The organism is Frigoribacterium sp. PhB160 (genome assembly GCF_003751785.1).
GTDB lineage: Bacteria > Actinomycetota > Actinomycetes > Actinomycetales > Microbacteriaceae > Frigoribacterium.
This window is the reverse complement of sequence record NZ_RKIE01000001.1, coordinates 18,554-43,519: the sequence shown is the minus strand read 5'-3', so window position 1 is coordinate 43,519 and position 24,966 is coordinate 18,554. Positions and strand designations below refer to the sequence as shown.

At 71.9% G+C, this 24,966-nt stretch carries 21 protein-coding genes; 13 read left to right on the top strand and 8 right to left on the bottom strand.

Annotation, left to right across the window (positions count from 1 at the left end):
* Positions 1-2: 2 nt before the first annotated feature.
* Positions 3-1,439, bottom strand: a complete 1,437-nt coding sequence (locus EDF38_RS00200) for a polysaccharide biosynthesis tyrosine autokinase (protein WP_123353413.1) — start codon at positions 1,437-1,439, stop codon at positions 3-5.
* A gap of 249 nt (positions 1,440-1,688) precedes the next feature.
* Complete coding sequence (locus tag EDF38_RS00195; RefSeq protein ID WP_123353412.1) at positions 1,689-2,189, bottom strand: VanZ family protein; 501 nt, start codon at positions 2,187-2,189, stop codon at positions 1,689-1,691.
* A 330-nt stretch (positions 2,190-2,519) separates the two neighbouring features.
* Between EDF38_RS00195 and EDF38_RS00190 the strand changes: the two genes are divergently transcribed.
* Positions 2,520-4,805 (top strand): APC family permease, encoded by a 2,286-nt coding sequence (locus EDF38_RS00190; protein WP_233572083.1) that lies wholly within the window; start codon positions 2,520-2,522, stop codon positions 4,803-4,805.
* Between the two features lie 16 nt (positions 4,806-4,821).
* Here EDF38_RS00190 and EDF38_RS00185 read toward each other — a convergent pair whose 3' ends face one another.
* A complete protein-coding gene (locus EDF38_RS00185; protein WP_123353410.1) occupies positions 4,822-5,865 on the bottom strand; it encodes a LacI family DNA-binding transcriptional regulator in 1,044 nt (347 codons plus the stop codon).
* Between the two features lie 195 nt (positions 5,866-6,060).
* On the opposite strand from EDF38_RS00185, the gene EDF38_RS00180 reads away from it, so the two are divergent.
* Genes EDF38_RS00180 through EDF38_RS00165 form a run of 4 tightly spaced genes read left to right on the top strand, consistent with a single transcriptional unit; the run spans position 6,061 to position 11,388 of the window.
* On the top strand, positions 6,061-7,320 hold the full coding sequence (locus tag EDF38_RS00180) for an extracellular solute-binding protein (protein ID WP_123353409.1): 1,260 nt from the start codon (positions 6,061-6,063) through the stop codon (positions 7,318-7,320).
* A gap of 12 nt (positions 7,321-7,332) precedes the next feature.
* Positions 7,333-8,421 (top strand): carbohydrate ABC transporter permease, encoded by a 1,089-nt coding sequence (locus tag EDF38_RS00175; RefSeq protein WP_123353408.1) that lies wholly within the window; start codon positions 7,333-7,335, stop codon positions 8,419-8,421.
* Positions 8,418-9,344, top strand: a complete 927-nt coding sequence (locus tag EDF38_RS00170; RefSeq protein WP_123353407.1) for a carbohydrate ABC transporter permease — start codon at positions 8,418-8,420, stop codon at positions 9,342-9,344. The genes EDF38_RS00175 and EDF38_RS00170 overlap by 4 nt, the downstream gene beginning before the upstream one ends.
* A gap of 55 nt (positions 9,345-9,399) precedes the next feature.
* Positions 9,400-11,388, top strand: coding sequence for a glycogen debranching N-terminal domain-containing protein (locus EDF38_RS00165; protein WP_123353406.1), 1,989 nt, complete (start codon positions 9,400-9,402; stop codon positions 11,386-11,388).
* A 37-nt stretch (positions 11,389-11,425) separates the two neighbouring features.
* Here the strand turns inward: EDF38_RS00165 and EDF38_RS00160 are convergent, their stop codons facing one another.
* The gene (locus EDF38_RS00160; protein WP_123353405.1) at positions 11,426-12,592 is read right to left on the bottom strand and encodes an FAD-dependent oxidoreductase; all 1,167 of its coding nucleotides are present in this window, start codon (positions 12,590-12,592) and stop codon (positions 11,426-11,428) included.
* A 184-nt stretch (positions 12,593-12,776) separates the two neighbouring features.
* Here EDF38_RS00160 and EDF38_RS00155 point away from each other — a divergent pair, with 184 nt between their 5' ends.
* From EDF38_RS00155 to EDF38_RS00145, 3 genes are all read left to right on the top strand, one after another.
* A complete protein-coding gene (locus EDF38_RS00155; RefSeq protein ID WP_148061404.1) occupies positions 12,777-14,981 on the top strand; it encodes a hypothetical protein in 2,205 nt (734 codons plus the stop codon).
* Positions 14,982-15,132: 151 nt separating this feature from the next.
* Complete coding sequence (locus EDF38_RS00150; RefSeq protein WP_123353403.1) at positions 15,133-15,330, top strand: DUF3073 domain-containing protein; 198 nt, start codon at positions 15,133-15,135, stop codon at positions 15,328-15,330.
* Positions 15,331-15,361: 31 nt separating this feature from the next.
* Complete coding sequence (locus tag EDF38_RS00145; protein WP_123353402.1) at positions 15,362-15,718, top strand: VOC family protein; 357 nt, start codon at positions 15,362-15,364, stop codon at positions 15,716-15,718.
* A gap of 298 nt (positions 15,719-16,016) precedes the next feature.
* Here the strand turns inward: EDF38_RS00145 and EDF38_RS00140 are convergent, their stop codons facing one another.
* Positions 16,017-16,205 (bottom strand): hypothetical protein, encoded by a 189-nt coding sequence (locus EDF38_RS00140; RefSeq protein ID WP_148061403.1) that lies wholly within the window; start codon positions 16,203-16,205, stop codon positions 16,017-16,019.
* Between the two features lie 269 nt (positions 16,206-16,474).
* Positions 16,475-17,611: a phosphoribosylformylglycinamidine cyclo-ligase gene (gene purM, locus EDF38_RS00135; protein ID WP_199734536.1), complete on the bottom strand. Its 1,137-nt coding sequence runs from the start codon at positions 17,609-17,611 to the stop codon at positions 16,475-16,477.
* Positions 17,612-17,682: 71 nt separating this feature from the next.
* Between purM and purF the strand changes: the two genes are divergently transcribed.
* The 3 genes from purF to EDF38_RS00120 all read left to right on the top strand — a co-directional run bounded on the left by purF (position 17,683) and on the right by EDF38_RS00120 (position 21,630).
* Complete coding sequence (gene purF / locus EDF38_RS00130; RefSeq protein WP_123353400.1) at positions 17,683-19,143, top strand: amidophosphoribosyltransferase; 1,461 nt, start codon at positions 17,683-17,685, stop codon at positions 19,141-19,143.
* Positions 19,144-19,258: 115 nt separating this feature from the next.
* Positions 19,259-20,074 carry an ABC transporter ATP-binding protein gene (locus EDF38_RS00125; RefSeq protein WP_123353399.1) on the top strand — a complete coding sequence of 272 codons (816 nt, stop codon included), beginning with the start codon at positions 19,259-19,261 and terminating at the stop codon, positions 20,072-20,074.
* The gene (locus tag EDF38_RS00120) at positions 20,056-21,630 is read left to right on the top strand and encodes a transporter (protein WP_199734535.1); all 1,575 of its coding nucleotides are present in this window, start codon (positions 20,056-20,058) and stop codon (positions 21,628-21,630) included. Before EDF38_RS00125 ends, EDF38_RS00120 begins: the two co-directional genes overlap by 19 nt.
* Positions 21,631-21,748: 118 nt before the next feature.
* Here EDF38_RS00120 and EDF38_RS00115 read toward each other — a convergent pair whose 3' ends face one another.
* The gene (locus EDF38_RS00115) at positions 21,749-22,105 is read right to left on the bottom strand and encodes a hypothetical protein (RefSeq protein WP_148061402.1); all 357 of its coding nucleotides are present in this window, start codon (positions 22,103-22,105) and stop codon (positions 21,749-21,751) included.
* Positions 22,106-22,241: 136 nt separating this feature from the next.
* The gene (locus EDF38_RS00110; protein WP_123353397.1) at positions 22,242-22,622 is read right to left on the bottom strand and encodes a sterol carrier family protein; all 381 of its coding nucleotides are present in this window, start codon (positions 22,620-22,622) and stop codon (positions 22,242-22,244) included.
* A 102-nt stretch (positions 22,623-22,724) separates the two neighbouring features.
* On the opposite strand from EDF38_RS00110, the gene purD reads away from it, so the two are divergent.
* Positions 22,725-24,002: a phosphoribosylamine--glycine ligase gene (gene purD / locus EDF38_RS00105; RefSeq protein ID WP_123353396.1), complete on the top strand. Its 1,278-nt coding sequence runs from the start codon at positions 22,725-22,727 to the stop codon at positions 24,000-24,002.
* A complete protein-coding gene (locus EDF38_RS00100) occupies positions 23,999-24,907 on the top strand; it encodes a phosphoribosylaminoimidazolesuccinocarboxamide synthase (RefSeq protein WP_123353395.1) in 909 nt (302 codons plus the stop codon). The genes purD and EDF38_RS00100 overlap by 4 nt, the downstream gene beginning before the upstream one ends.
* The last annotated feature ends 59 nt before the right edge of the window (positions 24,908-24,966 follow it).

The window sequence follows — 24,966 nt, the reverse complement described above, 5'->3', positions numbered from 1 at the left end:
GCTCACCGCGATCTCACCTGCGTCTTCGCGTTGTCGCTCGGCATCTCGTTGGGACCGTCGACCTTGTCTTGATCCATGCCGTAGTACGCGCCGTAGTTCCCGTAGCCGTATGCGTCGGGTCCCTTCGTCGGGAGCATCGTCACGACGACGCCGAGGACACGACCGCCGATGTGATCGAGGGTCCGCATGGCCGACTGGAGCTCGTTCCGCTTCGTCCGCCCTGCAGCAGCCACGACGATCGCACCGCCCGTGAGCTTCGACAAGATGGCCGCATCGGTGACCGGCAGCAGCGGTGGCGCATCGATGAGCACGTAGTCGAAGGAGGACGTGAGGGATTCGATGAGCGACACCATCGCCTTGGATCCGAGCAGCTCGCTCGGGTTCGGTGGGATGCGCCCCGCGGGAAGGACGTACAAGCTTCCACGACCCCAGGGCTGCAGGACGTCCTGGAGATCGGCTCGGCCGATGAGCACATCCGTGAGGCCCACCGCGCCCTCGAGACCCATGGTGTCTGCGAGGCGAGGAAGTCGAAGGTCTCCGTCGATGACAGCAACACTGGCACCGGTCTCGGCGAGGGCTACCGCCAGGTTCGATGTCGTGGTCGTCTTGCCCTCACCCGGCAGCGACGATGTCATGACGAGGCACCTCGACGTCGACTCCAGATTGACGAACTGGAGGTTGGTGCGCAGCGAGCGGAAGGACTCCGCCCGGGGGCTCCGCGGGTCCGCGTTGACGATTAGCGGCCGCTTGCGTGCGCCAGGATCGAAGCTGATGCCCCCGAGGATGGGCGCTTCAGTGACCATCTCGATGTCGTGGGTGCCGTGGATGCGCGTGTCGAGCGTGCCTCGGAGCACCGCCACGCCGGCTCCGAGGACCAGTCCGACGAGGAATCCGATCGCGAGGTTCAGTGACGTTCTCGGCGAGGATGGTGCCGTGGCCGGGATAGCAGGCTCGATCGTGGCGATCTTCACAAGGCTCGGTCCGTCGCCAGCCGGCGATTCGAGATCGTCGGACACGACGGTCGCGAAGCTCTCTCCGACCGCATTCGCGATGCCCGCGGCGAGCTCCGGGCTCGGGTCCTCGACGGTGATGTTGATCAGGACAGTGTTCAGGGGCGACGACGCTGTCACCTGGTTCGCGAGCTCCTGCGAGCTCATGTCCAGACCGAGTTGCTCGATGACGGGGGTCAGCACGCTGGTGCTGGTGACGACATCCACGTAGGAACGGACCTTCTGCTGGGCGGCGTTGCCTCCCTGGACCAGGTCGGAAGCGCTGCTCGAGTCCGACGACTGCACGCTGACGAAGAGCTGCGTCGAGGAGACGTACTTGGGCGTCGCGAGGATCGAGGCCAGGGCACCCGCGGCGATGCCGGCGAGGGTGACGGCGACGATGAGGATCCAGCCCTTGCGGAGGATCCGGATGTAGTCACGCAGTTCCACGTGGCCCCATTTCTTGTCGGTCGGCAGGGGGGCTCAACAGACAGTGACCCCCGGGACGGCTCCATGAAGAAGGGCGACGGATCGGCAGCTCGCGCTATCGACGAAACATCGTCACTTCAGGCCTTCTCTCATACTCGCACATGAGCGACCTGACGTGGGGCGCAGGAATGCGACGAAGGGTATGGTGCAGCGCTCATCGCGGCCCCACAACGAGGGTCACGGTCGGCGCGGCCCACCGCCTCGAGCGCCTCACACCTCGAGCCGCCGCACCGCCCGCCGGTCCTTCGCGCGCCGACGCGCGTGCACCACGGCCAGCAGCGCCAGCCCCGCGAGAGCCCCGAGCGCCGCCCCGAGCGTGTTCGCGACGACGTCGTCCACGGTCGCGTAGCGCGACGGCAGGAAGAGGTGCTGCCCGACCTCGATCGCCACGCTGGCCGCGCCGCCCACGAGCACCGCGACCCACCAGCGGTGACCGCCGATCAGCAGCACCACGAGCAGGCCGAGCGGCACGAAGAACGCGACGTTCGCCCACCACTCGAGCTGGTCGTAGCCGAACCAGTCGGGCAGGCCCCGGCGGTGCAGCGCGGCCAGCACCCGGTCGATGCGCGGCCGCATCCCCCGGTCGACCGGCGTCGGCCAGTACGCGACCGCGGCGACGAGCACGCCGTAGACCAGCAACAGCAGGGTGGCGACGAGGCGGCTGCCCGTCGTCGCCCGGGCCCGACGAGGCCGGCGGCGACGCGCCGTCACGCGGCGACGCCCGGGCCCGCGGCGGACGAGGCGAGACGAGCCCGACGCGGGCGATCCCCGGGGGCGGCGACGCGCCTCCTCGGGTCGTCGACGGGTGCGGGGCTGAGCAGCATCCGGCAACGGTAGCGGCGCGGACCATGCCGTCGGCTGTGCCGCACCCGACCACCGGCTGAGCGCCCGCCCGACGCGCGCCCCACGATGGCACCCCGACACCTGTCGTGCACCCGTGACCGCCGGTACGAACTGGTTCGGGAGTCCCGCGCCGACCAGGGAATATCCGCGTCGCGCCGCGAGTTGACAGGCCCTCGCCGCGGAGTAGAGTCGCCGCTCGTGACAGACGACGCCAGGTCGCCGAAGCGGTGGCTGATCGGTGAACCCCTCCCCTCCGAGAAGCTCGAGGGCCAGCTGCTCCCGAAGCACCTCGCCCTCCCGATCTTCGCCAGCGACCCGCTGAGCTCCGTGGCCTACGCGCCGCAGGAGCTGCTGATGATCCTGCTGATCGGCGGCCTCGGGTTCCTCACCCTCGCGCCGTGGGTCGCCGTCGCCGTCGTCGTGCTGCTGCTCGTCGTCGTCGCCTCGTACCGCCAGCTCATCAAGGCCTACCCCTCCGGCGGCGGCGACTACGAGGTCGCCCACCGCAACCTCGGCGAGAAGGCCGGCCTCGTCGTCGCCTCCGCGCTGCTCGTCGACTACGTCATGACGGTCGCCGTCTCGGTCGCCTCGGGCGTCGACAACATCATCTCGGCCGTGCCCGAGCTCGCCCCCGTGCGCGTCGAGCTCGCGATCTTCTTCGTCATCGCCCTCGCCGCCGTCAACCTGCGCGGGGTGCGCGAGTCGAGCAAGGCCTTCGCCGTGCCGACCTACCTCTTCGTCTCGAGCGTCTTCGTGATGATCGTCATCGCCCTCGTCCGCACCGCCCTCGGCGACCCGCCCGTCGCCGAGAGCGCCGAGTACACGGTGCAGGCAGACCAGCTCGCCCACGCCGCCTTCGTGCTGCTGCTGCTGCGCGCCTTCTCGAGCGGCTGCTCGGCCCTCACCGGCGTCGAGGCCATCGCCAACGGCGTGCCGGCCTTCCGCCGCCCGAAGGTGCAGAACGCCCAGAAGACCCTCGTGCTGATGGGCAGCATCGCCATCGTGCTGTTCGCCGGCCTCGTGGCCGTGGCCCTCATCGCCAAGGTGCACTACGCCGAGGACGCCTGCGACCTGCAGGGCTTCGTCGACTGCGAGGGCACCCCGCAGCGCAGCCTCATCGCCCAGATCGCGAGCGCCGTCTTCGGCGGCTCGCTGTTCGGCATCCCCTTCTACCTGATCCAGGCCTGCACCGCGGCCGTGCTGCTGCTCGCCGCCAACACGGCGTTCAACGGCTTCCCGCTGCTCGGCTCGATCCTCGCCCGCGACCAGTACGCCCCCAAGGCGCTCAACACCCGCGGCGACCGCCTCATCTACTCGAACGGCGTCATCGTGCTGGCGCTCGTCGCCTGCGCGATCCTGCTCGTGTACCAGGCCAGCGTCACCGGGCTGATCCAGCTCTACATCATCGGCGTCTTCGTCTCGTTCACCCTCGGTCAGACCGGCATGGTCGTGCACTGGACCCGCATGCTGCGCGAGGGCTGCGCCGATCGCGGCGCCGTGTACCGCGCCCGCGGCATCAACGCCTTCGGGGCGCTGCTCACCGCCTCCGTGCTGATCGTCGTGACCGTGACGAAGTTCACGCACGGCGCGTGGCTCGTGTTCGTCATCATGCCGATCCTCTTCACGCTGATGCTCGGCGTGAACCGCTACTACCGCGACGTGCGCGTCGAGATCGAGCCCGACGCCACGACGACGTTCGGCTCGCACGGCGACCACGCCATCGTGCTGGTCGGCACCATGCAGAAGCCCGTGCTCAAGGCCCTCGACTACGCCATCGCCGCCCGGCACGAGTCGCTCGAGGCGATCCACGTCGGCATCGACGACGAGGCCACCGCGCTGCTGCAGCGCCAGTGGGCCGAGCAGGAGATCGAGGTGCCGCTCCGCATCGTCGCCTCCCCCTACCGCGACATCAGCATGCCGCTGATCAAGTACCTCAAGGCGCACCGAGCCGAGCACGGCTCGGAGGTCGTCACGATCTACACGCCGATCTACATCGTCGGCCACTGGTGGGAGGCCGCGCTCCACAACCACAAGAGCCGCCGCATCCGCCAGAAGCTGATGCTCGTGCACGGCGTCACCATCTCGCTCGTGCCGTGGCTGCTCGACTCGTCCGAGATGCTCTACGGCCGTCGCTCGCGCCCCGTGCCCGGCATGGACCGCCGCGGCGAGCCCATCCGCCCGGTCCCCCGCCGCGTGCTCACCCCGGCCGGGGCCGCCGTCGACCCCACCGCCGGAGGCGCGGGCCCCGCCGGCCTCCCCGGCGCCGCCGCCGAGGGCGGTGCCGTCGGCCCCCACGGCGACCCGGTCACGACCGAGACGGGCTCGGTCGTCACCCCGGGCTCGGCCCACGGCCACCGCCCGGGCGCCTCGAGCAGCGGCGGCAAGGGCAAGGGCTCGCGCAGCGCCGCCGCGAAGGCGGCCCGCAAGGAGCGCTCGGCCGCCCGCAACAGCCCGGGCGGCAGCGCCACCCGCCGCAAGAAGTAGGGCGGAGTCGGGGGCCTCAGCGCCAGACGGTCGTCGGCCGCAGCAGCCGGTGACGGTCGGCCGGGCCGGGCCCGGCGTCGCCGTCGCGGTCGCCGTCGCCGTCGCGGTCGCCGTCGAGCAGCAGCCCCAGCGTCGCGGCCGCGACCTCCTCGAGCGGCTGCTGCACGCTCGAGAACCCGAGCGCCGCGGCGACCGGGGTGTCGTCGTAGCCGACGACGCGGGTCGCCGGCCCGAGCACCGTCGACGCCCCGAGCGCGAGGGTGTCGCTCGCGCAGACGACCGCGTCGACCGTGACGCCGGCGTCGAGCAGCTCCTGCACCCGGGCCGCGGCGAGCGCGACCGAGTCCTCGACGGCGAGGTCGAGCTCGTCGAGCTGGGCCGGGGCGAGCGCGGAGCCGGCGGTCATCGCGTCGCGCCACCCGCGCCTCCGGTCGTCCCCGGCGCCCGACTCGGCCGGCCAGCCGAGGAACGCCACCCGCCGCGCCCCGCCGTCGAGCAGCTGCCGCGTGGCCGAGGCGACCCCCGCGCGGCCGTCGACGTCGACCCAGCGGTGCCGCGGGTCGTCGAGGTCGTCGATGCCCCACGGCCGCCCGAAGGTGACGAAGTCGGCGCCGGCCTCGATCAGCCACTCGGTGCGCGGGTCGTCGAACGAGGTCGAGGTGAGCACGAAGCCGTCGACGTCGGCGCCGTCGAGCAGGCGTCGGAACTGCGCGATCTCGTCGCCCGGCCCCGCCGCCGTGTAGAGCAGGATGCGGTAGCCCCGCGCGTCGGCCTGCTCGGTCACCGCGTGCAGGAACCGGTCGAGCACCGCCCCCGAGATGCCGTTCTGCACCGGGTCGAGGCGGATGCCGATGGTCGAGCTCTTGCGGGTGCGCAGCCGACGCGCCGACGCGTGCGGCCGGTAGCCGAGGTCGGCGATCGCCTTCTCGACGCGCCCGCGGGTGTCGGGCCGCACGACGGCCGGCGAGTTGAGCACGTTCGAGACGGTCTGGCGCGAGACGCCCGCGGCGGACGCCACGTCCGAGACCGTCGGGAGGCGCGGTGTCGGCACCCGAGTCATGGTCGCCTCCCGCCCCGGCCCGCCTCGTGGCCGACCCCGAGTCACGGTACCCCAGGCCCCGCCGTCGGCCGCGGAACGCATCCTGCGTCCCCGGTGCTTGACACCCCCGCGCACGCCTGCTTACCCTGACCCCGCGGATTTGATCGATCAAATCCGCCCCCGACATCACCGCGACGACGCGACGAGAGGCCCATCATGCAACGACGCACGACCCGACTGGCAGCAGCAGCCGCCCTCACGACCATCTCCGTCCTGGGCCTCACGGCCTGCGGCGGCTCCGGCTTCAGCGACACCTCCGGCGGCGGCGCCTCCGACGGTGCGCTCACCTCGAGCGACGACGCGCTCAGCGTGCTGATCGGCTCGAGCGGCGACGCCGAGACGAAGGCCGTCACCGACGCCGTCGCCTCGTGGTCGTCCGACTCCGGCACCGACGCCGAGGTGAGCGTCGCGAGCGACCTGCCGCAGCAGCTCAGCCAGGGCTTCGCCTCGGGCAAGCCGGCCGACGTCTTCTACGTGTCGACCGACACCCTCGCGGGCTTCGCCGGCAACGGCAGCCTGCTGCCCTACGGCGACCAGCTCACCAACGCCGACGACTTCTTCCCGACGCTCGTGCAGAGCTTCACCGTCGACGACCAGTTCTACTGCGCCCCGAAGGACTTCTCGACCCTCGGCCTCATCATCAACACCGACATGTGGGCCGAGGTCGGCCTCACCGACGCCGACGTGCCCACCGACTGGGACGGCCTGACCGACGTCGCCGCGAAGCTCACCACGGCCGACCACGTCGGTCTCGCCTTCAGCCCCGAGTACGCCCGCGTCGGTGCCTTCATGGCGCAGGCCGGCGGCTCGGTGACGAACGACGACGGCACCGAGGCCACCCTCGACTCGTCCGAGAACGTCGAGGCGCTCACCTACGTCAAGGAGCTGCTCACGAGCGGCGACGCCGCCTTCTCGAGCGACCTCGGCGCCGGCTGGGGCGGCGAGGCCTTCGGCACCGGCAAGGCCGCGATGACGATCGAGGGCAACTGGATCAGCGGCGCGCTGACCAACGACTACCCCGACGTCGCCTACCAGGTGGCCGAGCTGCCCGCGGGCCCCGGCGGCCAGGGCACCCTGCAGTTCACCAACTGCTGGGGCATCGCCGCCGACAGCCCGAACCAGGAGGCGGCGGTCGCCCTGGTCGAGCAGCTCACCAGCACCGACCAGCAGCTGGCCTTCGCCGACGCGTTCGGCGTCATGCCCTCGATCCAGTCGGCGGCCGACCAGTGGAAGACCGACAACCCCGAGCAGGCCGCGTTCCTCGACTCGGCCGACTTCGCCCAGGGCGTCCCGAACCAGGACGGCTCGGCCGCGGTGATCAGCGACTTCAACTCGCAGCTCTCCGGGCTGGAGGACGGCGACCCGAAGGCCATCCTCGAGTCGGCGCAGGCCAACTTCGACGCGATCCTGAAGTAAGGCGCGCCTCCCGTGTCCGCCGTCGTCACGAGGGCACCTCGCCGCCGCAGCGCCTCCACGCGCGGCGAGGGCCTCTCGGGCTGGTTGTTCGTCTCGCCGATCCTCGTGATCCTCGGCCTGTTCCTGGCCGTGCCCGTGCTGATGGCCCTCTGGGTCAGCGTCTCCGACTGGACGGGGCGCGGCTCCCCCTTCGCCGCCGGCGTCGGCTTCGTCGGGGCCGACAACTACCGTGAGCTGCTCACGGGCGGCGGGCTCGCCGAGAAGGACTTCGGCCTCAGCCTCCGCAACAACGCCTGGTACGTGCTGCTCGTCGTGCCGATCCAGACGGCCGTGTCGCTGCTGCTCGCGGTGCTCGTCGACCGGCAGGTGCTGCGCGGCCGCGGGTTCTTCCGCACCGCGTTCTACTTCCCGTCGGTGACGAGCTCGGTCGCGATCACGGTGCTGTGGCTCTTCCTCTTCTCCCAGAGCGGCGCGGTCAACAAGCTGCTGTCGTTCGTCGGCATCACGGGCCCGGCCTGGTTCAACGACGCGAGCGGGGTGCTGCACAACCTGCTCGGCCTGGTCGGCGTCGACCGGGCGCCGGCCTTCCTGGCCGACCACACGGCCCTCGGCATCACCCTGTGGGACTGGCTCGCCGGCCCCTCGGTCGCGATGTCGGCGTTCATCCTCATGGCCGTCTTCACGACGAGCGGCACCTTCATGCTGCTCTTCCTCGCGGCGCTGCAGAACCTCGGCGGCGACGTGCAAGAGGCAGCGATGATGGACGGCGCGAGCGGCTGGCAGCGGTTCTGGCGCATCACGCTGCCGCAGCTGCGCCCGACGCTCTTCACCGTGCTGACCCTCGGGCTCATCGGCACGTGGCAGGTGTTCGACCAGATCTACACCGGCACGCAGGGCGGGCCGCAGAAGACCACGTTGACGCCGGCCTACCTCTCGTACACGTCGGCGTTCGGCGACCAGGAGTGGGGCCGCGGCGCGGCCATCGCCTTCGTCCTGTTCGTCATCATCGTCGTGCTGACGATCCTCCAGCGCATCGTCCTCCGCGAGCGCGCGGTCTCGAAGCGCCGCATCGCCCTCTACACGTCGGGAGCACGTCGATGACGACCACCGCACCGATCGCGGGGGCGACGCCCGCCCCCTCTCCCCTCGCCGCGCCTCCGGCGGCTCCCCGGCCCGCGGGGCGCGAGCGCCGCAGCTCGGCGCGCGTCGCCGGCACGTCGGTGCTCTACGCGGTGCTGATCGTCATCGCGGCGATCTACATCCTGCCGTTCCTCATCAACGTGGCGACGTCGTTCAAGACCGACCCCGAGGCCGCCGCCGACCCGCTGTCGCTCATCCCCGCGACCGCGACGACGGCCGCGTACCGACAGCTCTTCCTCAACAGCGACTTCCCGACCTGGTTCGCCAACTCGAGCATCGTCACGGTCGTGGTGACGCTCGGCCGCGTGTTCTTCAACTCGCTCGCGGGCTACGCGCTCGCACGGCTGCAGTTCCGCGGGCGCAACGTCATCTTCGTGCTGCTCGTCGGCGTGATGGCCGTGCCGACGGTCGTGCTGCTGATCCCGAAGTTCCTCGTCATCAACCAGCTCGGCATGTACGACTCGTACTCGGGCATGATCGTGCCGCTGCTGACCGACGCCGCCGGGGTCTTCATCATGAAGAACTTCTTCGAGTCGATCCCCCGCAGCGTCGAGGAGCAGGCGCGCATCGACGGCGCGGGCACCTTCCGCGTGTTCTGGTCGATCGTGCTGCCGATGGCCCGGCCCGCCCTCGTGACGATCATCATCCTGTCGTTCCAGGGCTCGTGGAACGAGCTCTCGCACTTCATCGTCTCGACCCAGTCGCCCGAGCTGACGACGCTGACGAAGGGCGTGGCCAGCCTCGCCTCCGGGCAGCTCAGCCAGGGCTCGCAGTACCCGATCAAGCTCGCCGCCGCGGCGATCATGACCGTGCCCGTCGCGATCGTGTTCTTCGTCTTCCAGCGCCGCATCATGAACGCCAGCGACGGGGCCGTGAAGGAGTGAGCGCCTCCGCGCCCTCCCGACCGACCCCGCCGCGCCCCACCCACCGGAGCCCCGCATGACCGACACCACCACGCGCCCGCACGGCGCCTCGCCCGCCGACGCGTCCGCCGCCGCCGCGCCGACCTCCGACGCCCCGCTGCAGCCCTTCCTCGCCGGGCAGGCCGTCGCGCTGCGGGCGCCGGCCCAGGCCTGGTCGGCCGACGACGGCGCGATGGGAGCCTCGCCCGTGCACGGCGTCTACCTCGGCGACGTCCGCCTGGTGCGCTCGCTCGTCGCCACCGTCGACGGCCGGTCGCCCGAGCACGTCGCGACCGTGCCGGTCGACGCCTCGACGATCCGCTTCGAGTCGCTGCTGCGGGCGGTCGACGACGAGGGGGCCGACCCGGGAGTGCGCCTCAGCCAGGTGCGCACGGTCTCGTCCGACGGGCTCGTCGAGCGCCTCACCGTCGCGTCGCGGCTCGACCGCGAGCTGCGGCTCGAGGTCGCGGTCGCCCTCGTGCCCGACGCCTCGGCCCTCGAGATCGTCAAGGCCGGCCTGCCGGGCGAGCGCCCCGGCGACGTGACCGTCTCGGGCGACGGGACCCGCGCCTCCTGGTCGTCCGACGGCGTCGCCGTGACCGTCGACGCCGCGACCGAGGGCAGCACCGGAGGCGCGGTGCACCTCGACGGCACCCGTCTCGTCGCGACGTGGACCGTGGTGGTCCCGCCGCGGTCCCGCACGACGGTCGCCCTCGCCCTCGCCGCCGCGGACGACACCGCCGTCGTGGCGGGCGTCGCGGGCCCCCTCGCCTGGGCCGCGCCCGAGCCCGCCCCGCGCGACGACCGCCTCGCCCGCTGGCTCGAGCGCGCCCACGACGACCTCGCGGCGCTGCGGCTCACGACGACCGGCTCGCCCGACGACGTCTTCTACGCCGCGGGCGCGCCCTGGTTCTTCACGCTCTTCGGCCGCGACTCGATCTGGGCCGCGCGCTTCACGCTGCCGCTCGACCTGACCGTGGCCGCCGGCACGCTGCGGGTGCTCGCCCGGCTGCAGGGCACGACCTCGGTGCCCGACACGGCCGAGCAGCCCGGCAAGGTGATGCACGAGCTGCGGCAGCGCACGCTGACGATCCCCGGCGAGGGGGTCAGCCTGCCTCCCCTCTACTACGGCACCGTCGACGCGACCCCGCTCTGGGTCTGCCTGCTGCACGACGCCTGGCGCTGGGGCCTGCCCGACGACGAGGTCGAGGCGCTGCTGCCCGCGATGCAGGCCGCGCTGGCCTGGATGCGCGACCACGGCGACAGCGACGGCGACGGCCTGCTCGAGTACGTCGACGAGACCGGCCACGGCCTCGCCAACCAGGGCTGGAAAGACAGCGGTGACAGCGTCCAGTGGCGCGACGGCACCCTCGCCGAGGGGCCGATCGCGCTCTGCGAGGTGCAGGCCTACGCCTACGAGGCCGCCGTGCACGGGGCCGAGCTGCTCGACCGGTTCGGCCGCGAGGGCGGCGACGCGTGGCGCAGCTGGGCGACGCGCCTGCGGGAGCGGTTCCGCGCCTCCTTCTGGGTCGCCGACCCCGCGGGCCACTACCCGGCCATCGCGCTCGACGCCGCCAAGCGGCCCGTCGACACGGTCACGAGCAACCTCGGCCACCTGCTCGGCACGGGACTGCTCGACCCCCACGAGGAGGCGCTGGTCGCCTCCCGGCTCGTCTCGCCCGAGCTGGCGGCCGGCTTCGGGCTGCGCACGATGTCGAGCGACAGCTCGGGCTTCTGGCCCCTGAGCTACCACGGGGGCAGCGTCTGGACGCACGACACGGCCATCGCGGTCTCCGGTCTCGCCCGGGCCGGGTTCGCGGCCGAGGCGCAGGAGCTCGCCGACGGGCTGCTCGCGGCGGCCCCGGCCTTCGATCACCGCATGCCCGAGCTGCACTCGGGCGACGCCCGGGCCGACGTGCCGGCGCCGGTGCCGTACCCGGCGTCGTGCCGTCCGCAGGCGTGGTCGGCGGCGGCGGCCGTGGCGGTGTGGGCGGCGACGCACGGGGTGGCGGCGCCGGAGCGGTAGGTGCTGGGGTCGAGGTGCGGGGCTCGGGGCTCGGGTCTCAGTCGCGGCGGGACTCGAGCAGGCTGACGACCTGGCGGGCGATGGCCCGGCCGGCGCGGTTGGCTCCGATCGTCGAGGCCTGCGGGCCGTAGCCGGCGAAGAACACGCGCGGGTCGCGGGTCGAGACGCCGTCGGCGACCGCGACTCCCCCGCCGCCAGACCGGAGCCCGAGCGGGGCCAGGTGCCGCAGCTCGGGACGGAACCCGGTCGCCCAGACGATCACGTCGGCGTGGCGGAAGCCGCCGTCGGCGAGGCGCACGCCGTCGGGCTCGATCGCGGTGAACACGGGTCGCTCGACCAGGGTGCCGCGCTCGATGCCCGCACGGAACCGTCGGGTCAGCGGCACGCCCGTCCCGCTCACGATGCTCGGCAGGGCGAGGCCGGCGCGGGCGGCGGCGTCCTGCTCGGCGACCGCGGCGACGGCCGCGCCGACGCCCAGCTGCTCGGTGCCGTCGCGCCACTCGACCGGACGACGGCTGACCCACGTGGTCGACGACGCGACCCCCTCGAGGTCGAGGACGAACCCGATCGCGCTGGTGCCGCCTCCCACGACGACGACGTCGAGGCCCTCGAACTCGGAGGCGTCGACCCACGACGACGTGTGCACCTGCCGCCCGCGGAACCCGTCGCGGCCCGGGTACCAGGGCACGAACGGGGTGCCCCAGGTGCCCGTGGCGGTGACCAGCGCCTCCGTGTCGATCGTCGCCTCGGCCGTGTCGGTGGTCGCCTCGGTCGACCCGCCGGTCGTGGGGTCCGTCGTCGCGTCGGAGGCGCGGTGCGCGTACCGCACGCGCAGCCGCCCGCCGAGGTCGATCACGTCGCGCACCGCGGCGGGACGCAGCACGGGCAGCTCGAAGTGCTCCTCGTAGCGGGCGTAGTAGTCGCGGACGACGTCGCGGGCCGGGGCCGAGCGGTCGGCGGTGTCGAAGCTGAGGCCGAGCTCGGCCATGCCCGGCAGGTCGGCGACGCGGTGGGCGGCCCCGAGGCGGAGGGAGGCCCAGCGGTGCTGCCACGCGCCTCCGGCGGCGGGTCCGCGGTCGAGCACGACCCAGTCGACGTGGGGCCGCAGGCCGAGGCGCCGCAGGTGGTACGCGACCGAGAGCCCGGCCTGCCCGGCGCCCACCACGACGACGCGTGTCGTCGGCGCGTCGGCGGTCTGCTGCACCCGCTCATCATGCCCGCTCGGGGGAGCCGCCGGGGGCAGGGGCGGCGAGGCCCACCTGCTTCAGGCTGACAGTGATCGATGTCAAACGCGCGCTCGCCTCGGCATCACGCAACCCCGGCGTGCGCGCATGAGCCAAAATCACCTATAGCCTTCAGCGGGCCTGTTGGTGAGTGATGGAGAAGCTGTGAAACGAAATACCTTCCTCAAGGCGAGTGTGACGATCGTTGCCGCTCTGTCCTTCTTCGGCGCATCTGCGGCGCAAGCAGCTCCGATTCCCGTCGATCCAGATCTCACTTCGCCTGTTCTCGAGTCGCTGGCGCTAGCTTCTCCGGCGACCGTCGGTGCCGATGACCAGATCCGCCTCGACTTCACCATCCGCGAGAAGAACGCCCTCAAGGCCGCCATCTTCTACGTCGAAGCACCCACCGGCTCCCTCTTCCAGATCAGGTGGGACCAAAACGACGACACGGCCACAAAAACCGGCGACCTCTGGACCGGAACCGCCACGGCCACAGTCGACGGCGGCATCTGGCCCGGCGGGACCTACACACCCCACAGCGTCAACATCTACGACCAAGCCTCCAACGACGGCCACGTCGACTTCACCGCCCCTGGCGCCATCACCTTCCCCAACATCACCGTCGTCAACGCCTCAGCTGACCTGACTGCGCCCATCTTGGAAGGCGTGAAGTTGGCTTCTCCGGCGACCGTCGGTGCCGATGACCAGATCCGCCTCGACTTCACCATCCGCGAGAAGAACGCCCTCAAGGCCGCCATCTTCTACGTCGAAGCACCCACCGGCTCCCTCTTCCAGATCAGGTGGGACCAAAACGACGACACGGCCACAAAAACCGGCGACCTCTGGACCGGAACCGCCACGGCCACAGTCGACGGCGGCATCTGGCCCGGCGGGACCTACACACCCCACAGCGTCAACATCTACGACCAAGCCTCCAACGACGGCCACGTCGACTTCACCGCCCCTGGCGCCATCACCTTCCCCAACATCACCGTCGTCAACGCCTCAGCTGACCTGACCGCGCCCATCTTGGAAGGCGTGAAGTTGGCTTCTCCGGCGACCGTCGGTGCCGATGACCAGATCCGCCTCGACTTCACCATCCGCGAGAAGAACGCCCTCAAGGCCGCCATCTTCTACGTCGAAGCACCCACCGGCTCCCTCTTCCAGATCAGGTGGGACCAAAACGACGACACGGCCACAAAAACCGGCGACCTCTGGACCGGAACCGCCACGGCCACAGTCGACGGCGGCATCTGGCCCGGCGGGACCTACACACCCCACAGCGTCAACATCTACGACCAAGCCTCCAACGACGGCCACGTCGACTTCACCGCCCCTGGCGCCATCACCTTCCCCAACATCAGCGTCGTGGGCGTCCAGCCTGAGCCCCAGCCGGAACCCTCCGAGCCGGGGGGCGAGGGCCCTTCTCCCAGCGCTCCCGTCCTGGAGATCACATCTGCGCCTGGGCCATTCACAGCGGGTGACGACGTCGACTTCCAATGGGCCGTGACTGGGCTACCTCAAGTCGCTTCCTTGGATGTCGACCTGGAAGGTCCTTCAGGGGAGTCGCGGACCCTTTCCTACCAAGTCGATGGGGAGCCCGCTGGGGAGGGTGACGTTCAACGAGGTCTCGTTACCTGGCGCGTGGACCTGTCAGCCTCCCCGGGCATCTGGACTGTCACGCGGTTTGCTGCCCACAATGCCGAGGGGGGCGTGACCATCAGAGCCCTTGGCACGGAATCGGCACCTGTCACGTTCTTGATCGACGGAGGGGCCATCGATCGCGACCCTCCTGAGATTCTCGCGGTCGCGGCGCCAAGCGAGGTCGCGTATGGCGACGACGTGAGGATCACGTGGTCGGTGCGTGATGCGAGCCATATCGGCGTAGCGCAAGTCGTTGTGACGACTTCGGATGGAGGGGTCTACTTCTTCGACTCCGATCCTGACGAGCTCGAGACGACCGAAGACGTGACGACGGGCGCAGTTGTAGTCGCGACAGGTGATCGAGGCCTCAGACCAGGCGACTTCACCGTCGTCGGCATGACGCTGACTGATGAACATGGCTTCGGAGGGTACGTGTCGTTCCAGGAAGGGGGCTCCCCTGCACCATTGCCGTTCCGTATTCTCGAGCGCACCCCAGTTTCGGAGGGAAGCGAAGAGGGGCAGGGGCCTGGAGCCCTTTCTCCCGCCGACGCCAGCGTTCCGCCGCCGGCCACGGTCGAGGCAGCATCCGAGCTTGCAGCTCCTAGCCTCGCGCTTGCTTGGACGGGCACTTCCCCTTCCACCTTGGCCGCGAGCTTGTTCGGGATACTGGCTCTTGCGCTCGGACTAGTCCTGGTCGTGCTCAACCGGCGGAGGCACCGAGCCTGACCCTGAGGGCCTCTGTCCGAGTCGGCCTGCGGGGGAGCCGCCGGGGGCAGGGGCCCATGATAAGATCGGGTCCAGTTTTGCAACCACACCTGTCGGTAGTTCCCGGTTCGTCCGACACACTTTCCGGGCCGAGTTCACGAGGGGGTCACGCATGGGGCGCGGCCGTCAAAAGGCTAAGCACACCAAGGTCGCCAGAGAGCTGAAGTACTTCAGCCCTGACACGAACTACGGTGCGCTCGAGAAAGAACTAGCCACCAAGAGCGACTCCGGCGAGGAGTACGTCGACAAGTGGGCCGACGACTTCGACGACGAGTACGACGCCGGACACGACCAGGACAAGAGCGCCTAGGCGCTCCCTCGTCGGCGAGAAGGGTGACCTCGTGACTCTGATCTGGGAGCAGGTCGTCGTCGACGCCCTCGACCCCGACGCCCTCGCGGCCTGGTGGGTCGAGGCCCTCGGCTGGGTCGACATCTCCGCCGGCACCGACGACGAGCCCGAGCTCCGGCCCGACGCCGACACGCTGCCGGGGCTGCTCTTCGTCAAGGTGCCCGAGGGCAAGACGGTGAAGAACCGCCTGCACCTCGACTTCCGTCCCGACGACCGCGACGCCGAGGTGGAGCGACTCGTCGCCCTCGGCGCCCGCCGCGTCGACGTCGGCCAGGCCGACGTCAGCTGGGTCGTGCTCGCCGACCCCGAGGGCAACGAGTTCTGCGTGCTCGGCTCCCGCCGCCCCTGACCAGCGCTCCCGCGCGCCCGGCCCCGCGCCGGCTCCCCCGGGCCCCTCCGCGGTACGCCTTCGGCCACCTACCGAATTGGCGAGAATACGGGCCGACTGGCGCCCGACCCGCACACCTTGCCCGAGTTCTCTCGCATTGCGGGGCGCGGCACACCGCGCGGCTCCCCCGCAGCGCTCTGCGCGCCTCCGGCCAGCACGCTCGCTTGCCGCGAACCGCGTTCCGAACCATGAACCGCGAAGAAACACGGTTCATGGTTCGGAACGCGGTTCGCGGTGACGACCGCAGCGACCGCCCCGACTACCGGACGAACTGCGCGACGACGGGCAGGAGCCCGACGACGACGAGCAGGCCGAGCCCGCCCGCCATGAGCGAGGCGACACGGCGACCGCCGACGGCGGACGTGACACGAGCGGGAGCCTTCGTCAGCGGCACACGGCAGAGGTGGCTCGAGCTGGCAGGCGTGCGGGAGAGCGGGGTGGTGGTCATGATGGTCGACTCCTTCGTCGTCCGACCCGACATCGTCGTCAGGTGTGGTCGCCCGAGACGGGCGTGCATGTGAGCATCTTACGTCCGGCCACCGACACTGCTGCACGCACCGGGCCCGGCTGCCGCGGCGTCACGTTCTGAGCACGGCGTCACGTTCTTCCACGACGTCACGCGCGAAACGTGACGCGAAAGGCCGACGGGCCGAAAGGCCGACGTCCCGACGTCCCGACGTCCCGACGGGCCGACGGGCCGACAGCCCGCACCCGCACCTACCCCCGGAACGCCCCCACCAGCCGCACCGCGCCTCCGTCGACGCCCTTCGCCCCCTGCTCGAACCCCTCGAGCCCCCGAGACCCAGCACCCGCACCCACCGACACGACCCCGACCTGCCACGTCGCGACGCCGTCCGCGACGAGCGCCGCGGTGACGGCGTCGGCCGACGCGGCGTCGACGACGGCGATCATGCCGATGCCGAGGTTCCAGGTGCCCTCGCTCGACTCGAGCGTCGACCCGGCGAGGTCGCTCAGCACGCGGAACACGGGGTCCGGCGACCAGGTCGACCGGTCGACCTCGGTCCACGACCCCTTCGGCAGCACGCGGGCGAGGTTCGCGGCGATGCCGCCGCCCGTGATGTGGCTGAGCGAGTGCACGGCCCCGGCGAGCGCCGGGTCGTCGAGCACGCGCAGCAGCGGCGAGGTGTAGAGCCGCGTCGGCTCGAGCAGCGCCTCGCCGATCGTGCCGGACAGCTCGGGCAGGACGTCGTCGTAGCCGAGGTCGGCCGACGCGAGGATGTGCCGCACGAGCGAGAAGCCGTTCGAGTGCAGGCCCGACGAGGCGAGGGCGAGCACGACGTCGCCGTCGCCGACGAGGTGCGAGCCGAGCTGCTGGCCGGCCTCGACCGCGCCGACCGCGGCCCCGGCCACGTCGTAGTCGTCGGGGCCGAGCAAGCCGGGGTGCTCCGCGGTCTCGCCGCCGACGAGGGCGGTGCCCGTCTCGGAGCACGCGCGGGCGATGCCCTCGACGATCGACGCGATGCGCGCCGGGACGACGCGGCCGCACGCGATGTAGTCGGTCATCATCAGCGGCCGGGCGCCCACGACGACGATGTCGTCGACGACCATGCCGACGAGGTCTTGCCCGATGGTGTCGTGCTTGTCGAGGGCCTGCGCGATGGCGACCTTCGTGCCGACGCCGTCGGTCGACGTCGCGAGCAGCGGCCGCTCGTACGACTTGAGGAACGACACGTCGAACATCCCGGCGAACCCGCCGAACCCTCCGACGACGCCCGGCCCGTGGGTGGCGCTGACGGCGGCCTTCATCAGCTCGACCGCGCGGTCGCCCGCAGCCGTGTCGACCCCCGCCGCAGCGTAGGAGGCGCTGGTCGAGTGGGCAGGGGAAGTCACCATTCGTTCATCCGTTCGGTGTCGTGGCAGACTGACGCAGTAACCCCAACTCTACGGTCTGGAGCCAGATCCGCATGTGCGGCATCGTCGGTCTCGTCGCGCACGAGCCAGCTAATCAACTCGTCTACGACTCCCTCCTCCTCCTCCAGCATCGGGGGCAAGACAGCACGGGCATCGCCACCGCCGAGCGGGGCATCTTCCACGTGCACAAGACCAAGGGGCAGGTCCGCGAGGGCTTCCGCACGCGCGACATGCGCGCCCTCCTCGGCACGATGGGCCTCGGCCACGTCCGCTACGCCACGAAGGGCGCCGCGACCAACGAGCAGGAGGCCCAGCCGTTCTACGTGAACGCGCCCTACGGCATCGTGCTCGTGCACAACGGCAACCTGACGAACACGCGCGAGCTGACCAGCGAGCTCTTCCACGTCGACCGTCGGCACCTCAACACGAACAGCGACACCGAGCTGCTCGTGAACGTGCTCGCCCACGAGCTGCAGGAGCAGGTCAACGGCACCGACCTCGACCCCGAGCAGATCTTCGCCGCGGTCACCCGAGTGCACGACCGCGTCGAGGGCTCGTACGCCGCGATCGCGATGATCGCCGGCCACGGCCTGCTCGCCTTCCGCGACCCGTTCGGCATCCGGCCGCTCGTGCTCGGCCGCCGCAAGGCCGCCGACGGGCAGCGCGACGAGTGGATCGTCGCGAGCGAGTCGCTCGTGCTCGAGTCGGGGGGCTACGAGATCGTCCGCGACGTCGCCCCCGGCGAGGCCGTCTTCGTCTCGCTCGACGGCGAGATGGTGTCGAAGCAGTGCCACGCGTCGCCGCGCCTGATCCCCTGCTCGTTCGAGTACGTCTACCTCGCGCGCCCCGACTCCGTCATGAACGGCATCTCGGTCTACGACGCGCGCCTGCGCCTCGGCGACCGCCTGGCCGACACGATCGCGACCTACGCGCCGACGGGCGACATCGACGTGGTCATGCCGATCCCCGACTCGTCCCGCCCGGCCGCGATGCAGGTGGCCCGCAAGCTCGGCATCGAGTACCGCGAGGGCTTCTACAAGAACCGCTACGTCGGCCGCACCTTCATCATGCCGGGCCAGGCGGAGCGCAAGCGCTCGGTCCGCCAGAAGCTCAACGCCATGTCGAGCGAGTTCAAGGGCAAGAACATCCTCATCGTCGACGACTCGATCGTCCGCGGCACCACCTCGCGCGAGATCGTCGAGATGGCGCGCGCCGCCGGGGCGAACGAGGTCACGTTCACCTCCGCCGCGCCTCCGGTCCGCTACCCGCACGTGTACGGCATCAACATGCCGTCGCGTCACGAGCTGGTCGCCCACGACCGCAAGATCCCCGAGATCGCGCGCGAGCTCGGCGCCGACCACCTCATCTACCAAGAGGTCGCCGACATGCAGGCCGCCATCGTCGAGGGCAGCGACGTCACCGACCTCGAGATGAGCTGCTTCACCGGCGAGTACGTCACCGGCACCGTCTCGCCGGAGTACCTCGCCTGGGTCGAGGCCAACCAGCTCAGCTGACCACCCCGTCCGGAGGCGCGGGGCGGCCGAGCACCGCCCGCCCCGCCCCCGAGACCCCCGCCTCTCACCCGCCCGACGGTGGTCGACGTCGGCGGTGCTGAATAGGCTCGACCGCATGAGCGACGACGGCTCCCCCACCATCCCGACGCCCGACCGCCCCGCGGCGGAGCCCGGCGGCACGCCCGCCCTGCGCATCGCGGGCCTCCGCAAGGCCTTCGGCGAGAAGGTCGCCGTCGACGGGCTCGACCTGCTCGTGCCGGCCGGCTCGTTCTACGGGCTGGTCGGCCCGAACGGCGCCGGCAAGACGACGACCCTCTCGATGGCGACCGGCCTGCTGCGGCCCGACGCCGGCACGATCGAGGTGCTCGGCTCCGACGTCTGGCGCGACCCGGTGCGGGCGAAGTCGCTCGTCGGCGTGCTCAGCGACGGCATCGCGCTCTTCGACCGGCTCACCGGCGAGCAGCTCGTCACCTACCACGGGCTCCTCAACGGCATCGACCGGCAGACGACCGCGATGCGGGTCGGCGACCTGCTCGACCTGCTCGACCTCCGCGAGGCGGGCGGCACGCTCGTCGTCGACTACTCCGCGGGCATGACCAAGAAGGTGGCGCTGGCCTGCGCGCTCGTCCACGCCCCGCGCCTCCTCGTGCTCGACGAGCCGTTCGAGTCGGTCGACCCCGTCTCGGCGGCCAACATCCGCGACATCCTGCACGGCTACGTCGAGGGCGGCGGCACCGTGATCGTGTCGAGCCACTCGATGGACCTCGTGCAGCGCATGTGCGACCACGTCGCCGTGATCGCCGCGGGGCGCGTGCTCGCCGCCGGCACCACCGACGAGGTGCGCGCCGGCTCCAGCCTCGAAGACCGCTTCGTCGAGCTCGTCGGCGGACGCCAGCACAACCAGGGGCCCTCGTGGTTGCGCACCTCCTGAGCCTGCGCTGGCGGGTGATGCTGAACGGCTTCAAGCGCAGCACCTGGCAGCTCGTCGCCGCGATCATCGGCGCCCTCTACGGCCTCGGCGTGCTCGTCGCCCTCGTCGGCGGGCTCTTCGCGCTCTCCTTCGCGCCGGAGCGCTGGGCCTGGACGGCCGCCGTCCTCGGCGGCTCGCTCGCCGTGCTCGGCTGGGCCGTCGTGCCTCTGCTGCTGCGCGGCATCGACCAGACCCTCGCGGTCACGAAGCTGCGCGCGTTCCCGATCCCGGCCGACCGCCTCCTCGTCGCCCTGCTGGTCTGCGGGGTGCTCGGCGTGCCGGGCGTCGTGACCTCCGTCGCCGCCGTGGCCACGGGCCTGAGCTGGTGGCAGCACCCGCTGTCGCTCGTCACGGCCGTCGTCTTCGGCGCCGTCGGCGTGCTCACCTGCATCGCGGCGTCGCGGGCGCTCGAGTCGCTGACGAGCTCGTTCGGCAGCGGGCGGCGCTACAAAGAGCTGATGAACGTGCTGGTCTTCGTGCCGCTCATCCTGGCCGGGCCGCTCATCGCGGTGGCCGGGCGCGGGCTGTCGTCGATCGGCGACGACCTGCCCGACATCGCCCGCGTGCTCTCGTGGACCCCCGTCGGCGCGACCTGGTCGGTCGCCGGCGACCTGGCGCTCGGGCGACCCGGCGAGGCGGGCCTCAAGGCGCTGATCGCGCTCGCGACCCTCGGCGTGCTGCTGGCGCTGTGGCGCGTCGGGCTGCGGGCCTCGCTCGTGACCTCGCCCGGCGAGGCGTCGGGCGGCAGCGCGAAGGGGCTCGGGCCGTTCCGCGTGTTCCCGGCGACGCCGACCGGCGCCGTCGCCGCCCGGGCCGCGGTCTACTGGCTGCGCGACCCCCGCTACGGCGGGTCGCTCGTCGTCGTGCCGCTGCTGCCCGTGCTCGCCGTCTTCGTCGCGGTCACGAGCGGCAGCACCTGGCTGCTGTTCGCGATCGGGCCCGGCATCGCGGCGCTGCTCGCCGTGACGCTCTGCGCCGACATCTCCTACGACGGCACCGCCTTCGCCGCCCACCTCTCGACGGGCGTCTCCGGCCGGGCCGACCGGCTCGGGCGCGTGCTGACCCTGTCGGTCATCGCCGTGCCCGTGGTCGTGCTCGCGACGGTGATCCCGCTCGCCGTGCTCGGGGCGTGGACGCAGCTGCCCGCCCTGCTCGGCATGGGGCTCGGCGTCATGCTGACCGGGTTCGGGGTGTCGAGCGTCGCGTCGGCGACCTTCCTCATGCCGGTGCCGGCGGCGGGCGAGAGCCCGTTCAAGTCGCCGCCCGGGGCGAGCATCACCTCGACGCTCGGCATGTACGCGGCCTGGGCGATCTCGTTCGGCCTGGCGGCGCCCGAGCTCGCGCTCGGCATCATCTCGCTCGTCACCGGCGACGTCGCCCTCGGGGTCGTCACGCTCGTCGTGGGCGTGCTGCTCGGCGCGGCCGTGCTGTGGATCGGCGTCGAGCGCGGCGGACGCCGGCTCGACGCCCGCGGGCCGGAGCTGCTGACGCGGCTGCGGCGAGCGCACGGGGCGTAGCCGCCGCGTCGGGCGTGGCCGCCGCGGCGGGCGTGGCCGCCGTGCCGGGCGTGGCCGACGTGTCAGGCGTGGCCGACGTGTCGGGGCGAACGGGCCCGGGTGAGGCGGGGGTCGCCCGCTACTCGAGCTCGCCCTCGACCTCGGTGGCGTCGGGCGCGTCGACGCGCTCGCGCGAGGCCTGCAGCCGACGGGCACGACGCGACGAGACCTGGTCGATGACGACGGCGACCACCGCGCCGAGCGCTCCGCCGAACGTGAGGCCCCACAGCGCGAAGTAGCCGTACGTGGAGGCGACGCCCTGTCCCTGGTCGAACGGGAAGAGCGAGGTCAGGATGAGCGACACGAGCACCCCGGCGAGCGCTCCCATGATGAGGAACACGCCGATCTTCGGGGCGCGGCGCACGGTGACCTCGTCGGTCGAGGCGACGCCGTCGGCGTCGGGCTGCTGCTCAGGTCGGTCGGGTGCGTCGGTCACGGGCTCCATCATCCCAGAGGCGCGGCGACACGGGCGTCGGAGCGCTCGACGTCGAGTCGGCCGCCGGGCTCGGGTCGCCTGGACCAGCCGCCCGGCGCGGGCCGGGGCCCGGGTCCCTCCCGGTGCGGGCCGGGGCTCAGGCCGAGGGGAGGCGCACCGGCACGTAGCCGCGCAGGTCGGCGCGGCTGCCCGACGCCGACACGAGGGCCTGGCCGAGGGCGTCGTCCCAGGCGAGGTCGCCGGTGGCCATGCGGATGAAGGTGGCGGCGTCGGTCTCGACGACGTTCGGCGGGGTGCCGCGGGTGTGGCTCAGCCCTTCGCGGAACTGGACCGCCCCGAACGGCGGCACCCGCACCTCCACGGTGGCTCCCGGCTCGGCGTCGGCCATGACCTGCAGCAGCCAGCGCACGGCGGTGGCGGTGGTGGCCCGGGGAGCCGAGCCTCCGCTCGAGATCGCGACCCGCGCCTCCCGCACGGCCGCCGCGCCGGCACCGTCGTCGATCCTCGCCCTGGCCATGCGCACACGCTACTCGCGGGCCGTCCCTCCCCGGCCCGTGCGCTCTCCCCGAGTCCGCTGGGCGACGGGGGCGGCCGGGAGCGCACTCGGTAGGATCGCCGGGTGCGAATCCTCGTCCTCGGCTCCGGTGCTCGCGAGCACGCCATCATGACCGCCCTGCTGCGCGAAGACGCGGGCCACGAGATCGTCGTGGCCCCCGGCAACGCCGGCATCGCGGCCCAGGTCGAGGTCGTGCACCTCGACCCGTCCAACGGGGCCGTGGTCACCGAGTACGCGCTCGAGAACGACGTGCACCTCGTCGTCGTGGGGCCCGAGGCGCCGCTCGTCGCCGGTGTCGCCGACTCCCTGCGGTCGCGGGGCATCCCCGTGTTCGGGCCGGGCAAGAAGGCCGCCGCCCTTGAGGGCAGCAAGACGTTCGCGAAGCGCGTGATGGAAGCCGCCGGCGTGCCCACCGGCCGGGCCACCCGCGTCGGCACGCTCGACGAGGCCGTCGCCGTGCTCGACGACTTCGGCTCGCCCTACGTCGTCAAGGCCGACGGGCTCGCCGCGGGCAAGGGCGTCCTGGTCACGGGCGACCGCGACGCGGCGATCGAGCACACCACCTACTGGCTGCAGCACGGCTCGGTCCTCGTCGAGGAGTTCCTCGACGGGCCCGAGGTGTCGCTCTTCTTCCTCAGCGACGGCCACACTGTCGTGCCGCTGAGTCCTGCCCAAGACGCCAAGCGCCTCCTCGACGGCGACGAGGGGCCGAACACCGGCGGCATGGGCGCCTACTCGCCGCTGCCGTGGCTCGCCGACCGCTTCGGCAGCGAGAAGGACTTCGTCGACGAGGTGCTCGACACCATCGCGACCCCCACCGTCCGGCAGCTCGAGACCGAGGGCACGCCCTTCATCGGCCTGCTCTACGCCGGACTGATCCTCACCGACGCGGGCGTGAGGGTGATCGAGTTCAACGCGCGCTTCGGCGACCCCGAGACCCAGGTCGTGCTGCCGCGGCTGCTCACCCCGCTCAGCGGCCTGCTGCTCGCGGCGGCCACGGGCCAGCTCGCCAACCACGAGGCCCCCCGCTTCGCGCCGACCCGCGCCGTCACGGTCGTGCTCGCGAGCGAGGGCTACCCCGAGGGCGTCATCAGCGGCCGACCGCTGACCGGCCTCGACGACGCGGTCGCCGTCGCCGGCGTGCACGTCGCCCACGCCGCCACGGCGCGCCTCGACGACCAGTTCATCGCGACGGGCGGGCGGGTGCTCAGCGTCGTCGCCGAGGGCAGCGACTTCACCGAGGCGCGGGGGCGCGCCTACGAGGCGATGGGCCGCATCGGCCTCGAGGGCGGCCAGTACCGGCGCGACATCGCGGCCCGCGTCGCCGGCGGCGAGCGATGAGCGGCGACGCCGTCGAGCTCGAGCAGTGGGTGCACGCCTACTCGGGCAAGGTCCGCGACCTCTACGTGCCGGCGCCGATCACCGACTCGGTCGGCGACGCCGCCACCCTCGACGACACGGAGCACCTGCTCGTGGTCGCCTCCGACCGCGTCAGCGCCTTCGACCACGTGCTCGAGCCCGGCATCCCCGGCAAGGGAGCGCTGCTGACGCAGCTCAGCCTCTGGTGGTTCGCGCTGCTCGAGACCGTGCCGAACCACCTCGTCGACCCGACCGGCGCCTCCGTCGCCCTGCCCGCGCGCGTGCGTGACCGGGCGATGCTCGTGAAGCCGCTCGACATGTACCCGGTGGAGTGCGTGGTCCGCGGCTACCTCGTCGGCAGCGGCTGGCTCGAGTACCGCGAGCACGGCACCGTGTGCGGCATCGCGCTGCCCGAGGGCCTCGGCGACGGCGACCGCCTGCCCGAGCCGATCTACACGCCGGCGTACAAGGCGCCGCTCGGCGAGCACGACGAGAACATCTCGTTCGAGCGCACCGTCGAGCTGGTCGGGGCCGAGGCGGCCGCGGCCCTGCGCGACACGTCGCTCGAGGTCTACCGGCTCGCCTCGGGCGTCGCGGAGGCGCGGGGGGTCATCCTCGCCGACACCAAGTTCGAGTTCGGGGCCGACCGCGAGACGGGCGAGCTGACCCTCGGCGACGAGGTGCTCACCAGCGACAGCAGCCGGTACTGGGACGCCGACGCCTACCGCTCGGGCGGCCGCATCGAGAGCTTCGACAAGCAGATCGTCCGCGACTGGCTCTCCGCGAACTGGGACGGCGAGGGCACCCCGCCCGAGCTCCCCGCCGACATCGTCGCCCGCACCTCCGCCCGCTACCGCGAGCTGATCGAGCGCCTGACCGGCGCGTAGCCCTGTGTCGGCGCTGCCGCCGCCGCGCACCCCACGCCGCACGCCGCGAAGAACCCCGA

Bases quoted from the DNA above. Each gene is read 5' to 3' on its own strand.
- EDF38_RS00185 (WP_123353410.1), bottom strand. From the start codon at position 5,865: ATGACTCGGGTGCCGACACCGCGCCTCCCGACGGTCTCGGACGTGGCG.
- EDF38_RS00180 (WP_123353409.1), top strand. From the start codon at position 6,061: ATGCAACGACGCACGACCCGACTGGCAGCAGCAGCCGCCCTCACGACC.
- EDF38_RS00170 (WP_123353407.1), top strand. From the start codon at position 8,418: ATGACGACCACCGCACCGATCGCGGGGGCGACGCCCGCCCCCTCTCCC.
- EDF38_RS00165 (WP_123353406.1), top strand. From the start codon at position 9,400: ATGACCGACACCACCACGCGCCCGCACGGCGCCTCGCCCGCCGACGCG.
- EDF38_RS00150 (WP_123353403.1), top strand. From the start codon at position 15,133: ATGGGGCGCGGCCGTCAAAAGGCTAAGCACACCAAGGTCGCCAGAGAG.
- EDF38_RS00140 (WP_148061403.1), bottom strand. From the start codon at position 16,205: ATGACCACCACCCCGCTCTCCCGCACGCCTGCCAGCTCGAGCCACCTC.
- purM (WP_199734536.1), bottom strand. From the start codon at position 17,611: ATGGTGACTTCCCCTGCCCACTCGACCAGCGCCTCCTACGCTGCGGCG.
- purF (WP_123353400.1), top strand. From the start codon at position 17,683: ATGTGCGGCATCGTCGGTCTCGTCGCGCACGAGCCAGCTAATCAACTC.
- EDF38_RS00125 (WP_123353399.1), top strand. From the start codon at position 19,259: ATGAGCGACGACGGCTCCCCCACCATCCCGACGCCCGACCGCCCCGCG.
- EDF38_RS00110 (WP_123353397.1), bottom strand. From the start codon at position 22,622: ATGGCCAGGGCGAGGATCGACGACGGTGCCGGCGCGGCGGCCGTGCGG.
- EDF38_RS00100 (WP_123353395.1), top strand. From the start codon at position 23,999: ATGAGCGGCGACGCCGTCGAGCTCGAGCAGTGGGTGCACGCCTACTCG.